The organism is Gordonia sp. ALPHA1B1, from assembly GCF_005502615.1.
Lineage (GTDB): Bacteria > Actinomycetota > Actinomycetes > Mycobacteriales > Mycobacteriaceae > Gordonia > Gordonia hongkongensis.
In genome coordinates this window covers 1-13,656 of sequence record NZ_SCOC01000034.1, presented here as the reverse complement: position 1 = coordinate 13,656, position 13,656 = coordinate 1, and the positions used below count along the sequence as shown (strand labels likewise).

Sequence of the window (13,656 nt, the reverse complement as noted above, 5' to 3'; positions counted from 1 at the left end):
ATATGCCCTCCGTTCCCGAAGTCAGCGAACTCGTCCCGATCGGCGCGTTCGCGCAACGCACCGGTTTGACCGCGTCCGCGCTGCGGTTCTACGACGACTCGGGGTTGCTCACCCCGGCCGCCGTCGACGCGTCGACCGGATATCGCCAGTACAGCGCGTCGCAGGAGCGGCACGCGATCGCACTCCGGCGACTCCGCGAGATCGGGATGTCGCTCGCCGACATCCGCACGGTCCTCGCCGCCGAGCCGGGTACCGCCGGCGGACTGATCGACGAGCACGTGCGGACCGTCGCAGCCGATGCCGATCGGATTCGGCGCGAGGCCAGGACGATCAAGATGTCGATCGCCGCGGAGTCGACGACCATGCTCGCCACTGTGCGTGGTCCGATCCTGGCAGCCGCGCTCGGCCAGGTGCTCACCGCGGCCGCCCGTGACGCGGCCCATCCCGTCCTGGACGCTGTCGAACTCCGGCTGGAAGACGGGGCCGTGACCCTGACCTCGACAGACCGCTACCGGCTCTCTTCCCGGTCGCTACCGACCGTCGAGCCGTGCGGCACCCGGTGGTCGGGAACGCTGTGTGCGGCCGACCTCCGTGATGGTCTGTCCGACCTGGCACGGGGCGGCGTCGTCGTCATCGACGCCGTGGCCGGCGCAGTTCGATTCCGGCTCGACGGTCGGGACGATCTATGGTGCCGCCTACTCGACGGGCCGTTTCCCGCGCACCAGGTGATGATCGAAGCCCTGCCCACGGTGACCATGCGCGCGAGTGTCGCGAAAACCGCTGTGTTGCAATCGTTGGAGCGCTGTGCAACCGACCGGGTGCACCTGGACTTCACGTCGGCGGCGCTCACACTGAGCGACGCCTCGTCGGCACAACTCGCCGTCGTGCCAGCCGAGACCTGCGGCCCCCCGATCGCACTGTGGTTCGAGGTCTCGACGCTCTACCCCGCGGTCCATGTGTCGATTGGGGCCGAGATGATGATCGACGTCCGCAATCGGGACCTCCCGATGACGATTCGGTCCGCAGACGGCGGCGACCTCACCTTGGTCGTCATGCCGGTTTCCCACAGCCGCCACAATGACTGAGCAGAGGATCTGATTGATTTGACCGACGTCGGCACGGACCCAACGATGGACGCACTCACCGAGGCGGTGACCCTCGGACGCAGCGGCGAGACAGTCCTGGCCCGTGAGATCCGAGGCCTGAGCGACGGGGCAACGAGCAGCCGCTCAGGTCACGGCGATCTGCGCCGTACCATCTCGGCGATCCAGACCGGCGCATACGGCGAAGTACAGCCCGGGGAGGTCGGGTAATCCTCCAGCACTCGCAACCGCTGACCGATGTCGATTGCACGGGAACGGAAGTCGGGATTCTCGATGCCGATGGTCGCCAGGCATGTGTTCATCGCCCACTGCAGGCGTGGCGGTGCGTTCCCCATGTCGGACTCGATGGTGTCGAGCAACCCGGCCATGTCGAGGTCACCGGGCTTCTTGACCACTCGATCAGCGGTCAGGGCCCATCCCGCCGCGGCGACACCGGGCTCGGTGTCGGCCATCCACGACCTCCGCAACTCCTCGGCATGCGGACTCTTCTTGACGACGTAGTTGACGAGCCAATCGTGGACCTTCGGCCGGTCGGCCTCGCGGATCATCGTGTCGAGCTGCGCGGCGTCGAACGCCCGCGGGCGACAGATCAACAGTGCGAGCAGACGCGGCGCGGTGTCGCCCGTCGCCCACAGCTCCGCGGACAGTTCGGGCTGCGTTCGCAGTCGTTTCGCGATCGCCCTGAGCTTCGTGAGATTGACCCCGTGGTCGTCGCCGTGTTTCTCGTTGACCGCTCGGATCCGCGGGTCGTCGAGACTGCGGAGCTCGCCGAGGACGTCGGCGAGAGTCTGTTGGATGTCGGACATTCCGGTCATGATCCCCTCTGGAAGTGCGCACACAGCCTACGACGCTCGATGTCGCCGCGGGTTGTGTGCTCATCAATCCGGAGGGCCCGCCAGTATCCGCACGTCGGCGACGTCGTACTCGGCAACGAACGCCGACCGGATCGCCCGTGACTGGTCCTCGCTGACCCCGTCGCCACGGAAAGCCTCGACCGCCGACTGCGAGTCCCAGCGCTCGAAGATGTTGATCCGGCCGGGGTCCATCGAGTCCGCGGAGATCGCGAAATCGAGACACCCCGGTGCCCGACGGGCGGCACCGACCACCTCGTCGCAGCCGGCGATGTACGCCGCGCGCTGGTCCGGGTCCACTCGCAGACTGCCGGCAACGATCACCACTGGTTGCTCCTCCATCGATACTGCGGTGCACCGGTGTCCCGGCGCGAGACGTCACCGCTGTGGTGAGGGCGACAGGAGTGCAGACCGGCACGACCGGGCGAACTCATCGCTCACGATCGACGTGGCCGCGCGACGCCGCGCCACGGCCTACTCTGATCGAATGGCTTTGGTTCTGGGTCCGATCCTCCGGCACGTCGACGAAACCTCCGCGCTGATCTGGGTGCAGACCGACGAACCCGGCGAGGTCGAAGTCCTCGGCTGTGCGACCCGGACGTTCGAGGTGTCCGGTCACCACTACGCGCTGGTCGAGGTCAGCGGCCTGGTGCCCGACACGGTCTCCGAGTATCAGGTCCGCGTCAACGGCGCCCTCGAGTGGCCCCTCCCGGACACCGAGTTCCCGCCCAGCGTGATCCGGACCCGGGGACCGGACACCGCGGACCGGCACCGGTTCGTCTTCGGGTCCTGCCGGTATCCGCGGGCCGAGGACCCCAAGCTCGACGAGAAGCTCGGACTCGACGCATTGGACTGCTACGCGGTCCGGATGCGCCACCTCCCGGTGGAGGAGTGGCCGGACACCCTCATTCTGCTCGGCGATCAGGTGTACGCGGACGAGCTGACCCCGCAGGTGAAGGAGTCGCTGGAGTCGAGCCGGGCCTCGACCGCCGGACCGTCCGACGAGGTCGTCGACTTCGAGGAGTACGAGGGACTGTATCGGCACACCTGGGGAGACCCCGAGATCCGATGGATCCTCTCGACCGTGCCGACGGCCATGATCTTCGACGATCACGACATCCGTGATGACTGGAACACCTCGGACACCTGGCGTCGGCAGATGAGTGAGAAGCCGTGGTGGCAGGACCGGATCCGCGCCGGCCTCGCGTCGTACTGGGTGTATCAGCACCTCGGCAACCTCTCCCCCGCCGAACTCGCCGAGTCCGAGGACTACCGCCGCGTCCGCGAGATCGACGGTGACTGCTGGCCCCACCTGGTCGAGGTCGCGGATCGCGCCGACCGGGAAACCGACGGAACCAAGGGTGTCCGGTTCAGTTTCCGGTGGAACCTGGGCAACACCAGGCTGGTCATGATCGACTCCCGCAACGGTCGCATCCTGTCCGACGGAACACGAAAGATGGTGAGTGACAACGAATTCGATTGGGTAGAGAGCCAGGTCGACGACGACATCGAGCGACTCGACCACCTGGTCCTGGGTTCATCACTGCCGTGGTTGCTCCCGCCGGTCATCGGTGATGCGGAAACCGTGAACGAAATCGGTGCCCGGCGGCCGGGCCGTCGTGGACAGCTGGCCGAGAAGATCCGGCAGGGTGCCGACCTCGAGCACTGGCCGGCCTTCTTCGATTCCTTCGTCCGGCTCAGCGAGATGATCCGGCAGGTTGCGGCGCGCGACCCCGGGCCTGCGACCGTCAGCGTGCTGTCCGGCGATGTCCACCACAGCTATGCCGCACGTGCGGTTTTCCCGGACACGACGAGCGCCGACGTCCACCAGCTCGTGTGTTCGCCGGTGCACAACGCGATCCCGCCGTACATCAAGGTGGTGTTCCGGTTGGGGTGGTCGAATCGGCTCGCCTCGGTCGTCCGGCGTTGGGCGCGTCGTGGTGGCTCACCCGAACTGCCCGTCGCCTGGCGGAACACCCTGGGCCCGCTGTTCGGCAACACCATCGCGACGCTCTCGGTTCAGGGACGCTTCGCCGAGGTCACTTTCGAGCAGCCCGACCTGGACGGGACGCTCGGTAGAGCCGGAAACATCTGTCTGACACCGGAATTCGTGGCAACAGAGCGCACATAGCGCGCATTGTCGCCACGAAATCCCTAGTCCAGACAGAACTCGTTGCCCTCGGGGTCGTGCATCACGATGTGTCCCTCGCCGAGCGGAGGTGCGGGGTCGTGTCGTTCGACCCGGGTCGCACCGAGTCCGACGAGCCGGTCGGCTTCGGCCTCGAGGGCGCGCATCCGGTCGTCGCCACTCAGGCCAGGGGCAGCACGGACGTCGAGGTGCACCCGGTTCTTCGCCGTCTTGCCCTCGGGTACGCGTTGGAAGAACAACCGTGGCCTGCGCTCCTCCGGGTCGATAACGGCCGAGGCGTCGTTCCGACGCTCCGGAGGCACACCGAATGCGTCGAGCGCCGACTCCCAGCTGTCGAATCCGGTAGGCGGGTCCTGGAGCCGGTAACCGAGCACCTCGGCCCAGAATGCGGACAGAGCAGCCGGGTCACCACAGTCGAAGGTCAGTTGAAAGTCGGTTGTCATGAGTCCACTGTGCGACACGACGAGGACAACCCGGGTCCTCGATCGTGAAAATCAGCGCAGACGTTCGCCGTACACCCGGTCCACGGACATGACCATCAGGACGCGGCGATCGGCGACCATGACCCTGCGGTATTCGTCCCAGTCCGGGTGCTCGCCTGCCGCCTTGCGGTAGTAGTCGACGAGCGCCTCGACCTCGGGCCCGTCCGGTTCGGTGCCCGGTCCGATCAACGTCACAGTGCCCTCGGCGGTCGCCCACGTGTAGCGATCGGGCCCGGTGATCTCCAACGCGGCGCGCGGATCGCGTCGGAGGTTGGCGGTCTTGGCCCGGCCCTCGGTCATCGAGACGTAGATGGTCCCGGCGTCGCGGTCGTAAAAGGGGGTCACCGGGGACAGCTGTGGTAATCCCGAGGACTTGATCGTGGCGAGGACACCGACTCCGCCTTCGGCGAGAAGATCACGAGGGTCATACGCGGGTTGGTTCATGCCTGCGGCAACCCGGCGTACGTACAGGCTATTCCGGACGGGCCGCACACCCCGGGCATGGCTCCGCGATGCGTTGCGACATTCTTCAGATCCTGTGTCTTTACACGTACGATCGTCGACATGCATGTGCGCGAGATCCTGACCACCACGCCTACGACGACCGCTGAGGCCCTCGACCTGTTCGACTCCGCCCCCGCGGTCGAACCGGACTTCATGATCGGCACCTGGCGTGGCGCCGAGCTGCCCACCGACCACCCGTTGGACGGCTTCCTCGCGGCCAGCGGCTGGTGGGGCAAGCAATTCGTCGACGCCGAGACCGTCCACCCCCTGCTCTTCCCGACCCGCGACGGTTCGGCACTGTGGGCCATGAACCCGGCGATCGCTTTCGGCGGACTGGGGATCGCCGAGAAGGCACCCGGGGTCAAGTCGTTGTCGCTGGGGACGCCGATCGCCGCGACCAGGCTTCTCAGTCAGACCCGACGAGCACGGGCCCGGCTGCGCACCACTCGGTACCGCGGCACGGACACCGCGACCATGTCGTACGACCAGCTGCCGATCAACGACGTCTTCCACCGGATCTCCGATGATGCCGTCCTGGGCGCCATGGACCTGAAGGGGTCGCCGAAGCCGTACTTCTTCGTGCTCCGCCGCGACGACTCACTCCGCCTCGTCGGCCACTGATCCTCGTCGGCCACTGATCCTCGTCGGCCACCGATCCTCGGCGACGCGAGGACGGCGCCGACGAACCACGAGCCGGCGAGCCGGCGGAGGCGTTCAATGGGTAGATGGACACCTCACCCACCGCCCACCTCCGCCGGGGTGCCGTCGCGGTCGCTGCGGGCGCCCTCGCGGGCGCCGTGACACTGGCCGCACCCGGGACCACCCAGGCTGCACCGCCGATGCCGTCCGGGTATTACCGCGGCGACGTCACCAGCGCCCCGATCGCCGACACGGTGTGGTTCGGCAAGAACTTCACGGGTTCGCGAGTCGTCAACAACACCGCGATCGGGTGGGCCTTCCCCGGCGCGGTGTACCCCGGGCGTTCCGTGCAGGACGGTGCACCGGTCATCGTCGTCGACTACTCGGGAACCGCCGTGGGATTCGTGCGTGACGAGCTCCGAGCCGACGGCCGTGGCGGCTATTGGGGCCGCGCGCTGAACGGCACCACCGAGCTGCTGCGTTTTCACTTGACACGCTGACCGTGGGCGACGGGCAACCATGGTGGAGACTTCGGGTTCGACCCCTTCGTCGGCTCACAGCTCGGCGAGCGCCGAGCGGATCTCATTGGTGGCCGCGACGGCTTCACGGAGCGCGATCCGCGCCTCGGCCCGGCCCTGTTCCGCAGTCGAGAGTCGTTGCCGCGCGAACCGCAGCGATTCTTCGCAACGAGCCAGCTCGGCCCGCAACTCCTGAGCCCGCCGGACGATCTCGTCGACCTCCGACGAAGCCCCGTCCACAGTTCGGGAGGCGGCGTCGAGGTCGGATCGGGCCGTTCGCTCCCCTGTCTCGGCCTCGGCCAGTCGGGCTTCGAGGTCACGTCGACGACGCTCCGCTTCGTCAGACGCTGTGTGGTCCGAGTCGTCGGCGTCATCCCTGTCGGCACCCTCTTCGTCGGCACCGTCTGCGTCCGCGCCGCTTGCCTCGGACTCGTCCGCGACTGGTTCCTGCAACGGCTCCGGGACGACGAACACGCCGGCGGGCCCGAAGCCGCTGTATTCGGCGGATGCGGTGAGGTTTCCCCGCAACACCTGCTCGAGCACTTCCGGGTCGGCCACCGCGGCTCGCAATGTCTGCGTGACCTCGCGAATGGTACTGTCTCCCAGCGTCACTCGCAGATCTGCGGCCGTGGCGGCGACCGCGGTCACCGAATCGTTGATCAGATCCTGACGGCGTCGCGACAACGTCTTCATCTTGTCGACAGCCGAGCGGCGCTGGGCCGCAGTCAAATCCGACGCCAACCCAGCGATGAGGGCACTGTCGTCGGGGTGCGCGCGAACCCATTGGTTGATGGCCCATGCAGCTTGCGTGGGCCGACGCAATTTCGCGATCCGCCCCGCCAGGTCACGGTCGCCGTCCGCTTTGATCTCCCGAGCGAGTTCGTTCCGGCGTGTCACGAACGCCGCCGGCGCCAGACCGTACAGCTCGTCGACGATCTCGTCGTACGGGGTCATAGGGCTGCCCGAGCGGTGGTCGGCGTCACTGTCCGCATGAGCAGATACTACGACGGCGCCCGTGACGGCCACCTCACTTCGCCTTCTAAACTTGAATCATTCCAGATAAGACTGCACGATGGTCACCATGCTCACCGACGAGGACTGCGCCCGGCACCTGCGCGCCGCCGGACTGCGGGTGACCCGTCCGCGGGTCGCGGTCATGCAAGCCGTCCGAGCACATCCTCATGCGGACACCGACGAGGTCCTCCGAACCGCTCGCGAACGGTTGCCGGAGGTCTCGCAGCAAACGGTGTACGACGTTCTGGGCGTACTGACTTCGGCCGGCCTCGTGCGACGCATCCAGCCGTCCGGCCACGTGTCTCGATATGAGTCACGCGTCGGGGACAACCATCACCACGTGATATGCCGTACATGCGGATCCATCGGGGACGTCGACTGCGCAGTCGGCGAGGCCCCGTGCCTGACCCCGTCCGACGACCGGGGTTTCGTCATCGACGAAGCCGAGGTCATCTACTGGGGTCATTGCCCCGACTGCATCCCCGAACCCAACCGACCCGCTCCGGGCGCCGGCCCCGACCGATAGACCCCGACCCACGACGCCTCCCTCCCCTGCGATCACCGACCCGGCGATCGCAGTTCTCACCGTGCCCGAAAGGAAACCCCGCATGGCGCAGCAAGACCACGAGCCCGTCCGTGACGCGAAGGAACATCCCCCATCGCCGAGGCGAACACCGAGCCCGCCGCGGGCGGTTGCCCGGTCGCGCACGGTCGGCTCACGCCGCCCACCCAGGGCGGCGGCAACCGCGACTGGTGGCCGAACCAGCTGAATCTCAAGGTGCTTCAGCACAATCCGGAAGTCGCGAATCCGATGGACGCCGACTTCGACTACGACTCGGCGCTCGAGGATCTCGACGTCGAGGCGTTACGCGCCGACCTGACCGCCCTGATGACCGATTCGCAGGACTGGTGGCCCGCCGACTTCGGCCATTACGGAGGCCTGTTCGTCCGTATGTCCTGGCATGCCGCGGGTACCTACCGGGTACAGGACGGACGCGGTGGTGCCGGAGCCGGGATGCAGCGATTCGCCCCGCTCAACAGCTGGCCGGACAACGCGAACCTGGACAAGGCGCGCCGACTCCTGTGGCCGATCAAGAAGAAGTACGGTACGGCACTGTCCTGGGCCGACCTCCTGGTCTTCGCCGGGAACGTCGCCCTGGAGTCGATGGGGTTCACCACCGCCGGCTTCGCCTTCGGGCGCGTGGACGAGTGGGAGCCCGACGAGGTGTACTGGGGCCCCGAACTCGAGTGGCTGGCGGATCAGCGGTACCCGGGCGACCGCGAACTCGAAACACCGCTTGCGGCAGTGCAAATGGGGCTCATCTATGTGAATCCGGAAGGACCGAACGGCAATCCGGACATCCTCGCGTCCGCGGTCGACATCCGCGAGACGTTCGCGCGGATGGCGATGAACGACGTCGAGACCGCGGCTCTGATCGTCGGGGGCCACACCTTCGGCAAGACCCACGGCGCCGGTGACGCCGGCCTGGTGGGTCCCGAACCCGAGGCCGCCGCCGTCGAGGACGCCGGTCTCGGCTGGACCAGCTCGCACGGCTCCGGCAAGGGCGCGGACACGATCACCAGCGGCCTCGAGGTGATCTGGAATCCGACCCCGACCCGCTGGGACAACGCTTTCCTCGAGACTCTCTACGGCTACGAGTGGGAGCTCTACAAGAGTCCGGCCGGAGCCAACCAGTGGCGTCCGAAGGACGGCGCCGGGACCGGTACCGTCCCCACGGCATTCGGCGACGAGAAGACCCACCCGTCGATGCTGACCACCGACCTCGCGATGCGCTACGACCCCGGTTTCGAGAAGATCACCCGGCGGTGGCTCGATCACCCCGAGGAACTGGCGCACGAGTTCGCCAAGGCCTGGTTCAAGCTCCTGCACCGCGACATGGGACCCGCCGTCCGGTATCGGGGTCCGCTTGTTCCGACCGAGACGTACCTGTGGCAGGACAATGTCCCGGCGCACGAGGGCCCACTCGTCACCGATGCCGACGTGGCAGCCTTGAAGGCGACGCTCCTCGACTCGGGACTGACTGTGGCGCAACTCGTGAAGACCGCGTGGGCGGCGGCGTCGAGCTTCCGTGGCAGCGACAAGCGCGGCGGCGCCAACGGCGGCCGGATCCGCCTGCAGCCGCAGGCATCCTGGGAGGTCAACGAGCCCGACGAGTTGGCCACCGTGATCCGCACCCTCGAAGGCATCCGGGGTGCGTTCACCGGCGAGGCCGGCGCGAAGGTCTCCTTCGCCGACCTCGTGGTCCTCGGCGGCACGGCAGCAGTCGAGAAGGCGGCGCGGGATGCCGGAGTCGAGATCACGGTACCGTTCACCCCTGGACGTACCGACGCCACCCAGGACGAGACGGACGCCGATTCGATGGCACATCTCGAGCCCACCGCCGACGGGTTCCGCAACTACGTCGGCAAGACCAGTGGCCTTCCGGCCGAGTTCACCCTCGTCGACAAGGCATCGCTGCTGACCCTCAGCGCCCCCGAGATGACGGTGCTGGTGGGTGGCCTCCGGGTGCTGGGCAACAACTTCGGCGGCTCGGCGGCCGGCGTCCTGACCGACCGTCCCGGCGTCCTCACGAACGACTTCTTCGTGAATCTGCTGGACATGTCGACAGCCTGGTCGGCGTCGGAAGACGAGAACCTGTACGTCGGGCGCGATCGCGCCACCGGCGAGCAGACCTGGACCGGCACTCGCGCCGATCTGGCGTTCACGTCGAACTCACAGTTGCGCGCCCTGGCCGAGGTCTACGCGGCCGACGACGCAGCGGAGAAGTTCGTGAACGACTTCGTCGCGGCCTGGGACAAGGTGATGAACCTGGACCGGTTCGTACTCTGAGCAAATCGGTTCATCGTCGAACCGATCAGATGCGGCGGCGGCACCCTTCGTGGGGTGCCGCCGCCGTGGCGTTTCGCATCACCCGGCGCACAGGGACTTCCGGAACTATGCTGGCGCTTTCCCTCCGTGGCGGGTGACCGCCTCGAGACGAAGGTGAGGACGACGACGATGTCCGGCGAACACAGGTCCCTGGGCCATATCCGACTGACCTCACACAGCGGCGGGGTCGACGCTCCGCCCATCCACTGGGGGGCGGCCACCGCGGCGGAACGCGGTCCCGTCATCGGGACGACGGGCACACGTGCGCATCGCAATGTCATCGGCACCCACAGCGGCTCCTACAGCGTCTATCGCGCACTGGCCGTCGCCGCCGGCGCCCTTGCACGAGAGCACCGAGCCGATCTCACCAACACCTCGCCCACCGACCACATCGGACCGTATCCACAGTGGGGCAATCCGCGCGCGATCGTCTCGCTGGATCCTTGGGGTGCGACAGTCGCCGAGAGTTTCCCCGACGAGATCGCTCGCGGTTACGACATCCGGCCGACCATCGCGGTGACCAAGGCGCACGTCATCCTTCCCGAGATCGCCGAGGCGATCGAGAAGGGCCGTCTGGTCCCCGACGGTGAGGTTCTGCTGCCGAGTGGCGCGGCTCTGGTCACCAAGGCGGCCGTGGAACCGGTGTGGCATCTTCCCGGCGTCGCCGAGCGGTTCGGCTGCTCCGAGGCCGAGCTGCGCCGGGTGTTGTTCGAGGAGACCGGCGGCATGTATCCCGAACTCGTCACGCGGTCGGATCTCGAGGTGTTCCTCCCGCCGATCGGCGGGCAGACGGTCTACATCTTCGGCAACGCCCGCGACCTCGCCGACCCCTCGGTGGAACTCACCGCACGGGTGCACGACGAGTGCAACGGCTCCGACGTGTTCGGCTCCGACATCTGTACGTGCCGCCCATATCTGACGCATGCAATCGAGGAGTGCATCCGCGGCACCCAGCGCGGCGGCGTCGGCTTGGTCGCCTACTCCCGCAAAGAGGGACGCGCCCTCGGCGAGGTCACCAAGTTCCTGGTGTACAACGCCCGTAAACGCCAACTCGGCGGTGACACCGCGGACCAGTACTTCGCCCGCACCGAATGCGTTGCGGGCGTACAGGACATGCGGTTCCAGGAGCTCATGCCCGACGTCCTGCACTGGTTCGGCATCACCAGGATCCATCACCTGGTGTCGATGTCGAACATGAAGTACGACGCCATCACCGGCTCGGGTATCGAGGTCGGCGAACGGGTCAACATCCCCGACGAACTGATCCCCGCCGACGCCCGCGTCGAGATCGACGCGAAAATGGCTGCCGGTTACTTCACGCCCGGACCCGTGCCCGATGCCGAACAGCTGCGTCAGGTCAAGGGCCGGGGGTTGTGATGACCGGAGCACCAGAGGTGGAACTCTCCGCCTCACAGGCCGCCCGGCTGCTGCGCTCCACCGCCACCGTCCGGAGCCGGTCGCGACAACTCCTCGAACGGGCGCGGGCCGGCGAATCGTCGTGGTTCATCGTCCACGACGATGCGCGGGACGCGGCAGCTGACATCGTCGTGGAAACGACTCGGTTGCGATATCCCGACGGAGACATCCCTTTTCACAGCAGGTGGCGACATTTCGAGGCAGGCGGTATCGACCGCCTCGGCGCTCTCGACGCCGCCTTGCCCCCGGCCGGCTCGGCGGAGCGAACCCGCGCGCTCATCGACGTCGTGCTGGTCAGCGTCCTCCTCGATGCCGGCGCGGGACCCGAGTGGTCGTTTCGGGAACGGTCGAGCGACCTGGTTCTCACCCGTTCCGAGGGGCTCGGCGTCGCGAGCTGGGTGGCGTTCTGCGAGGGGGTGTTCTCGAGCGACCCGGCCGATCCCCTGCGGGTCGACGCCACCGGTCTGGGCCGCGTCACGGCGGACACTCTCGGCGCGGCCTTCCAGGTGGGTCCCGACAACCCGCTCACGGGCCTGCCCGGGCGGGTCGATCTCCTGCGCCGCCTGGGCGAGGTGTTGTCGAGCCGCCCCGAGATCTTCGGTCCGGACGCCCGGCCGGGCGGCCTGTTCGATCACCTCACCCGCGGTGGTCGTGCGGAGGTGCCCGCGGTCGACATCCTGAGCGGGGTACTCGAGTATCTGGGCCCGATCTGGCCGTCGGACAACACGATCGACACCCACCCACTGGGCGACTGCTGGCATCACGACGCCGTCGTCGGCCCGGGCCTCACCGCCGGCTGGGTGCCGTTCCACAAACTGTCCCAGTGGCTGACCTATTCGCTTCTCGAACCGTTTCGCTGGGCCGGTGTCCAGGTGACCGGACTCGACGAGCTGACCGGCCTCCCCGAATACCGCAACGGTGGCCTTCTCCTCGACTCGGGTGTGCTCGCGCTGCGTGAGGAGGCCTGGGCGGACCGGGAGTGGGAGGTCGGCGACGAGCTCGTCGTCGAATGGCGGGCGCTCACCGTCGCCCTTCTCGACGAGATCGCCGACCTCGTACGCGATCGCCTCGACGCCGATGCGGCCTCGATGCCCCTGGCCTGCGTGCTCGAGGGTGGCACGTGGGCGGCCGGCCGCGTGCTCGCGAGCCGACTTCGCGATGGGTTGCCGCCGTTGATGATACGCAGTACCGGCACCGTTTTCTGAGCCGACCACCGACCGAGAGGAACCCATGGGCAGCGTCGCCGTCATCGACCATCCGCTGGTACAACACAAACTGACCCTGATGCGTCGCAAGGAGACGTCGACAAACGACTTCCGCCGTCTGCTCGACGAGATCTCGATCCTGATGGCGTACGACGTCCTGCGTGACATCCCGATGCACGAGATCACCATCGACACACCGCTCGAGACCACCACCGCCCGGGTCATCGACGGCAAGAAGCTGGTGTTCGCCGCGGTTCTGCGGGCCGGTGCCGGTATCGCCGACGGCATGCTGACCGTTGTTCCCGGCGCGCGCGTCGGACACATCGGCCTCTACCGCGACCCGAAGACCATGGTCGTCGTCGAGTACTACTTCAAGATGCCGTCGGAGCTGTCCGAGCGTGATGTCGTGATCGTCGATCCGCTTCTGGCGACCGGGCATTCGGCGGTCGCCGCGATCGACCGGATCAAGGAGTACGGTCCGAAGTCCATCAAGTTCGTCTGCCTGCTCGCCTGCCCGGAGGGCATCGAGGTGCTGCATCGCTCACACCCCGACGTGCCGATCTTCACCGCGGCGGTCGACCGCGAACTCGACGACAACGGCTTCATCCGCCCCGGACTCGGTGACGCCGGCGATCGCATCTTCGGAACCGCCTGACCTCGAGAACAGGAAGGAACCCTGCTCCCGGAGGTGCGAGCGAAGCGAGCCGCGAAGGGTGTAGCAACACGTCTCACCAGGCCCTTCGAGGCTCGTCGCTTGCGCTCCTCACACCTCAGCCTGAATCTTTCACGGGTGGGTAGGGTTTCGCCGATCGGTTGTCGGTGTCGCCTTTTGATGGTTGGTGCTGGTGTGTGGGCAGGGTGGATCGCCAGCGTTGGGTTCGCTGG

General features: G+C 67.3%; 14 protein-coding genes. 9 read left to right on the top strand and 5 right to left on the bottom strand.

Annotated features, from left to right (window positions below; translation table 11 throughout):
- Positions 1 to 2 precede the first annotated feature (2 nt).
- Positions 3 to 1,085, top strand: a complete 1,083-nt coding sequence (locus FFS52_RS18775) for a MerR family transcriptional regulator (RefSeq protein ID WP_068970451.1) — start codon at positions 3 to 5, stop codon at positions 1,083 to 1,085.
- A gap of 149 nt (positions 1,086 to 1,234) precedes the next feature.
- Here the strand turns inward: FFS52_RS18775 and FFS52_RS18770 are convergent, their stop codons facing one another.
- On the bottom strand, positions 1,235 to 1,918 hold the full coding sequence (locus FFS52_RS18770) for a DNA alkylation repair protein (protein ID WP_137810589.1): 684 nt from the start codon (positions 1,916 to 1,918) through the stop codon (positions 1,235 to 1,237).
- 63 nt (positions 1,919 to 1,981) lie between these two features.
- A complete protein-coding gene (locus FFS52_RS18765; protein WP_137810588.1) occupies positions 1,982 to 2,281 on the bottom strand; it encodes an antibiotic biosynthesis monooxygenase family protein in 300 nt (99 codons plus the stop codon).
- A gap of 160 nt (positions 2,282 to 2,441) precedes the next feature.
- On the opposite strand from FFS52_RS18765, the gene FFS52_RS18760 reads away from it, so the two are divergent.
- Entirely contained in the window at positions 2,442 to 4,085 is a 1,644-nt protein-coding gene (locus FFS52_RS18760) for an alkaline phosphatase D family protein (RefSeq protein WP_137810587.1), read from the top strand.
- A gap of 23 nt (positions 4,086 to 4,108) precedes the next feature.
- Here FFS52_RS18760 and FFS52_RS18755 read toward each other — a convergent pair whose 3' ends face one another.
- Positions 4,109 to 4,546: a VOC family protein gene (locus tag FFS52_RS18755; protein ID WP_137810586.1), complete on the bottom strand. Its 438-nt coding sequence runs from the start codon at positions 4,544 to 4,546 to the stop codon at positions 4,109 to 4,111.
- Positions 4,547 to 4,597: 51 nt separating this feature from the next.
- Complete coding sequence (locus tag FFS52_RS18750; protein WP_058253495.1) at positions 4,598 to 5,029, bottom strand: PPOX class F420-dependent oxidoreductase; 432 nt, start codon at positions 5,027 to 5,029, stop codon at positions 4,598 to 4,600.
- 120 nt (positions 5,030 to 5,149) lie between these two features.
- Here FFS52_RS18750 and FFS52_RS18745 point away from each other — a divergent pair, with 120 nt between their 5' ends.
- Both FFS52_RS18745 and FFS52_RS18740 read left to right on the top strand, forming a co-directional pair.
- Positions 5,150 to 5,710, top strand: a complete 561-nt coding sequence (locus FFS52_RS18745; protein ID WP_137810585.1) for a GXWXG domain-containing protein — start codon at positions 5,150 to 5,152, stop codon at positions 5,708 to 5,710.
- 104 nt (positions 5,711 to 5,814) lie between these two features.
- Positions 5,815 to 6,228, top strand: coding sequence for a hypothetical protein (locus FFS52_RS18740; protein ID WP_240199260.1), 414 nt, complete (start codon positions 5,815 to 5,817; stop codon positions 6,226 to 6,228).
- A 54-nt stretch (positions 6,229 to 6,282) separates the two neighbouring features.
- Here FFS52_RS18740 and FFS52_RS18735 read toward each other — a convergent pair whose 3' ends face one another.
- Positions 6,283 to 7,200 carry a hypothetical protein gene (locus tag FFS52_RS18735; protein ID WP_137810584.1) on the bottom strand — a complete coding sequence of 306 codons (918 nt, stop codon included), beginning with the start codon at positions 7,198 to 7,200 and terminating at the stop codon, positions 6,283 to 6,285.
- Positions 7,201 to 7,327: 127 nt separating this feature from the next.
- Here FFS52_RS18735 and FFS52_RS18730 point away from each other — a divergent pair, with 127 nt between their 5' ends.
- The 5 genes from FFS52_RS18730 (at position 7,328) to upp (ending at position 13,426) form a co-directional block, all read left to right on the top strand.
- Entirely contained in the window at positions 7,328 to 7,786 is a 459-nt protein-coding gene (locus FFS52_RS18730; RefSeq protein WP_058253521.1) for a Fur family transcriptional regulator, read from the top strand.
- Positions 7,787 to 7,918: 132 nt separating this feature from the next.
- Positions 7,919 to 10,111: a catalase/peroxidase HPI gene (gene katG, locus FFS52_RS18725; RefSeq protein WP_137810583.1), complete on the top strand. Its 2,193-nt coding sequence runs from the start codon at positions 7,919 to 7,921 to the stop codon at positions 10,109 to 10,111.
- Positions 10,112 to 10,279: 168 nt separating this feature from the next.
- On the top strand, positions 10,280 to 11,527 hold the full coding sequence (locus FFS52_RS18720; RefSeq protein ID WP_137810582.1) for a GTP cyclohydrolase II: 1,248 nt from the start codon (positions 10,280 to 10,282) through the stop codon (positions 11,525 to 11,527).
- The gene (locus tag FFS52_RS18715) at positions 11,527 to 12,771 is read left to right on the top strand and encodes a URC4/urg3 family protein (RefSeq protein WP_137810581.1); all 1,245 of its coding nucleotides are present in this window, start codon (positions 11,527 to 11,529) and stop codon (positions 12,769 to 12,771) included. The genes FFS52_RS18720 and FFS52_RS18715 overlap by 1 nt, the downstream gene beginning before the upstream one ends.
- A gap of 25 nt (positions 12,772 to 12,796) precedes the next feature.
- Positions 12,797 to 13,426, top strand: coding sequence for a uracil phosphoribosyltransferase (gene upp, locus FFS52_RS18710; protein WP_058253501.1), 630 nt, complete (start codon positions 12,797 to 12,799; stop codon positions 13,424 to 13,426).
- The last annotated feature ends 230 nt before the right edge of the window (positions 13,427 to 13,656 follow it).

What these genes read in the sequence shown, in the direction of transcription:
- FFS52_RS18755 (WP_137810586.1), bottom strand. Translation starts at nt 4,546, where the DNA reads ATGACAACCGACTTTCAACTGACCTTCGACTGTGGTGACCCGGCTGCT.
- FFS52_RS18730 (WP_058253521.1), top strand. Translation starts at nt 7,328, where the DNA reads ATGCTCACCGACGAGGACTGCGCCCGGCACCTGCGCGCCGCCGGACTG.
- FFS52_RS18760 (WP_137810587.1), top strand. Translation starts at nt 2,442, where the DNA reads ATGGCTTTGGTTCTGGGTCCGATCCTCCGGCACGTCGACGAAACCTCC.
- FFS52_RS18740 (WP_240199260.1), top strand. Translation starts at nt 5,815, where the DNA reads ATGGACACCTCACCCACCGCCCACCTCCGCCGGGGTGCCGTCGCGGTC.
- FFS52_RS18770 (WP_137810589.1), bottom strand. Translation starts at nt 1,918, where the DNA reads ATGACCGGAATGTCCGACATCCAACAGACTCTCGCCGACGTCCTCGGC.
- FFS52_RS18715 (WP_137810581.1), top strand. Translation starts at nt 11,527, where the DNA reads ATGACCGGAGCACCAGAGGTGGAACTCTCCGCCTCACAGGCCGCCCGG.
- FFS52_RS18745 (WP_137810585.1), top strand. Translation starts at nt 5,150, where the DNA reads ATGCATGTGCGCGAGATCCTGACCACCACGCCTACGACGACCGCTGAG.
- FFS52_RS18775 (WP_068970451.1), top strand. Translation starts at nt 3, where the DNA reads ATGCCCTCCGTTCCCGAAGTCAGCGAACTCGTCCCGATCGGCGCGTTC.
- upp (WP_058253501.1), top strand. Translation starts at nt 12,797, where the DNA reads ATGGGCAGCGTCGCCGTCATCGACCATCCGCTGGTACAACACAAACTG.
- FFS52_RS18750 (WP_058253495.1), bottom strand. Translation starts at nt 5,029, where the DNA reads ATGAACCAACCCGCGTATGACCCTCGTGATCTTCTCGCCGAAGGCGGA.
- FFS52_RS18735 (WP_137810584.1), bottom strand. Translation starts at nt 7,200, where the DNA reads ATGACCCCGTACGACGAGATCGTCGACGAGCTGTACGGTCTGGCGCCG.
- FFS52_RS18720 (WP_137810582.1), top strand. Translation starts at nt 10,280, where the DNA reads ATGTCCGGCGAACACAGGTCCCTGGGCCATATCCGACTGACCTCACAC.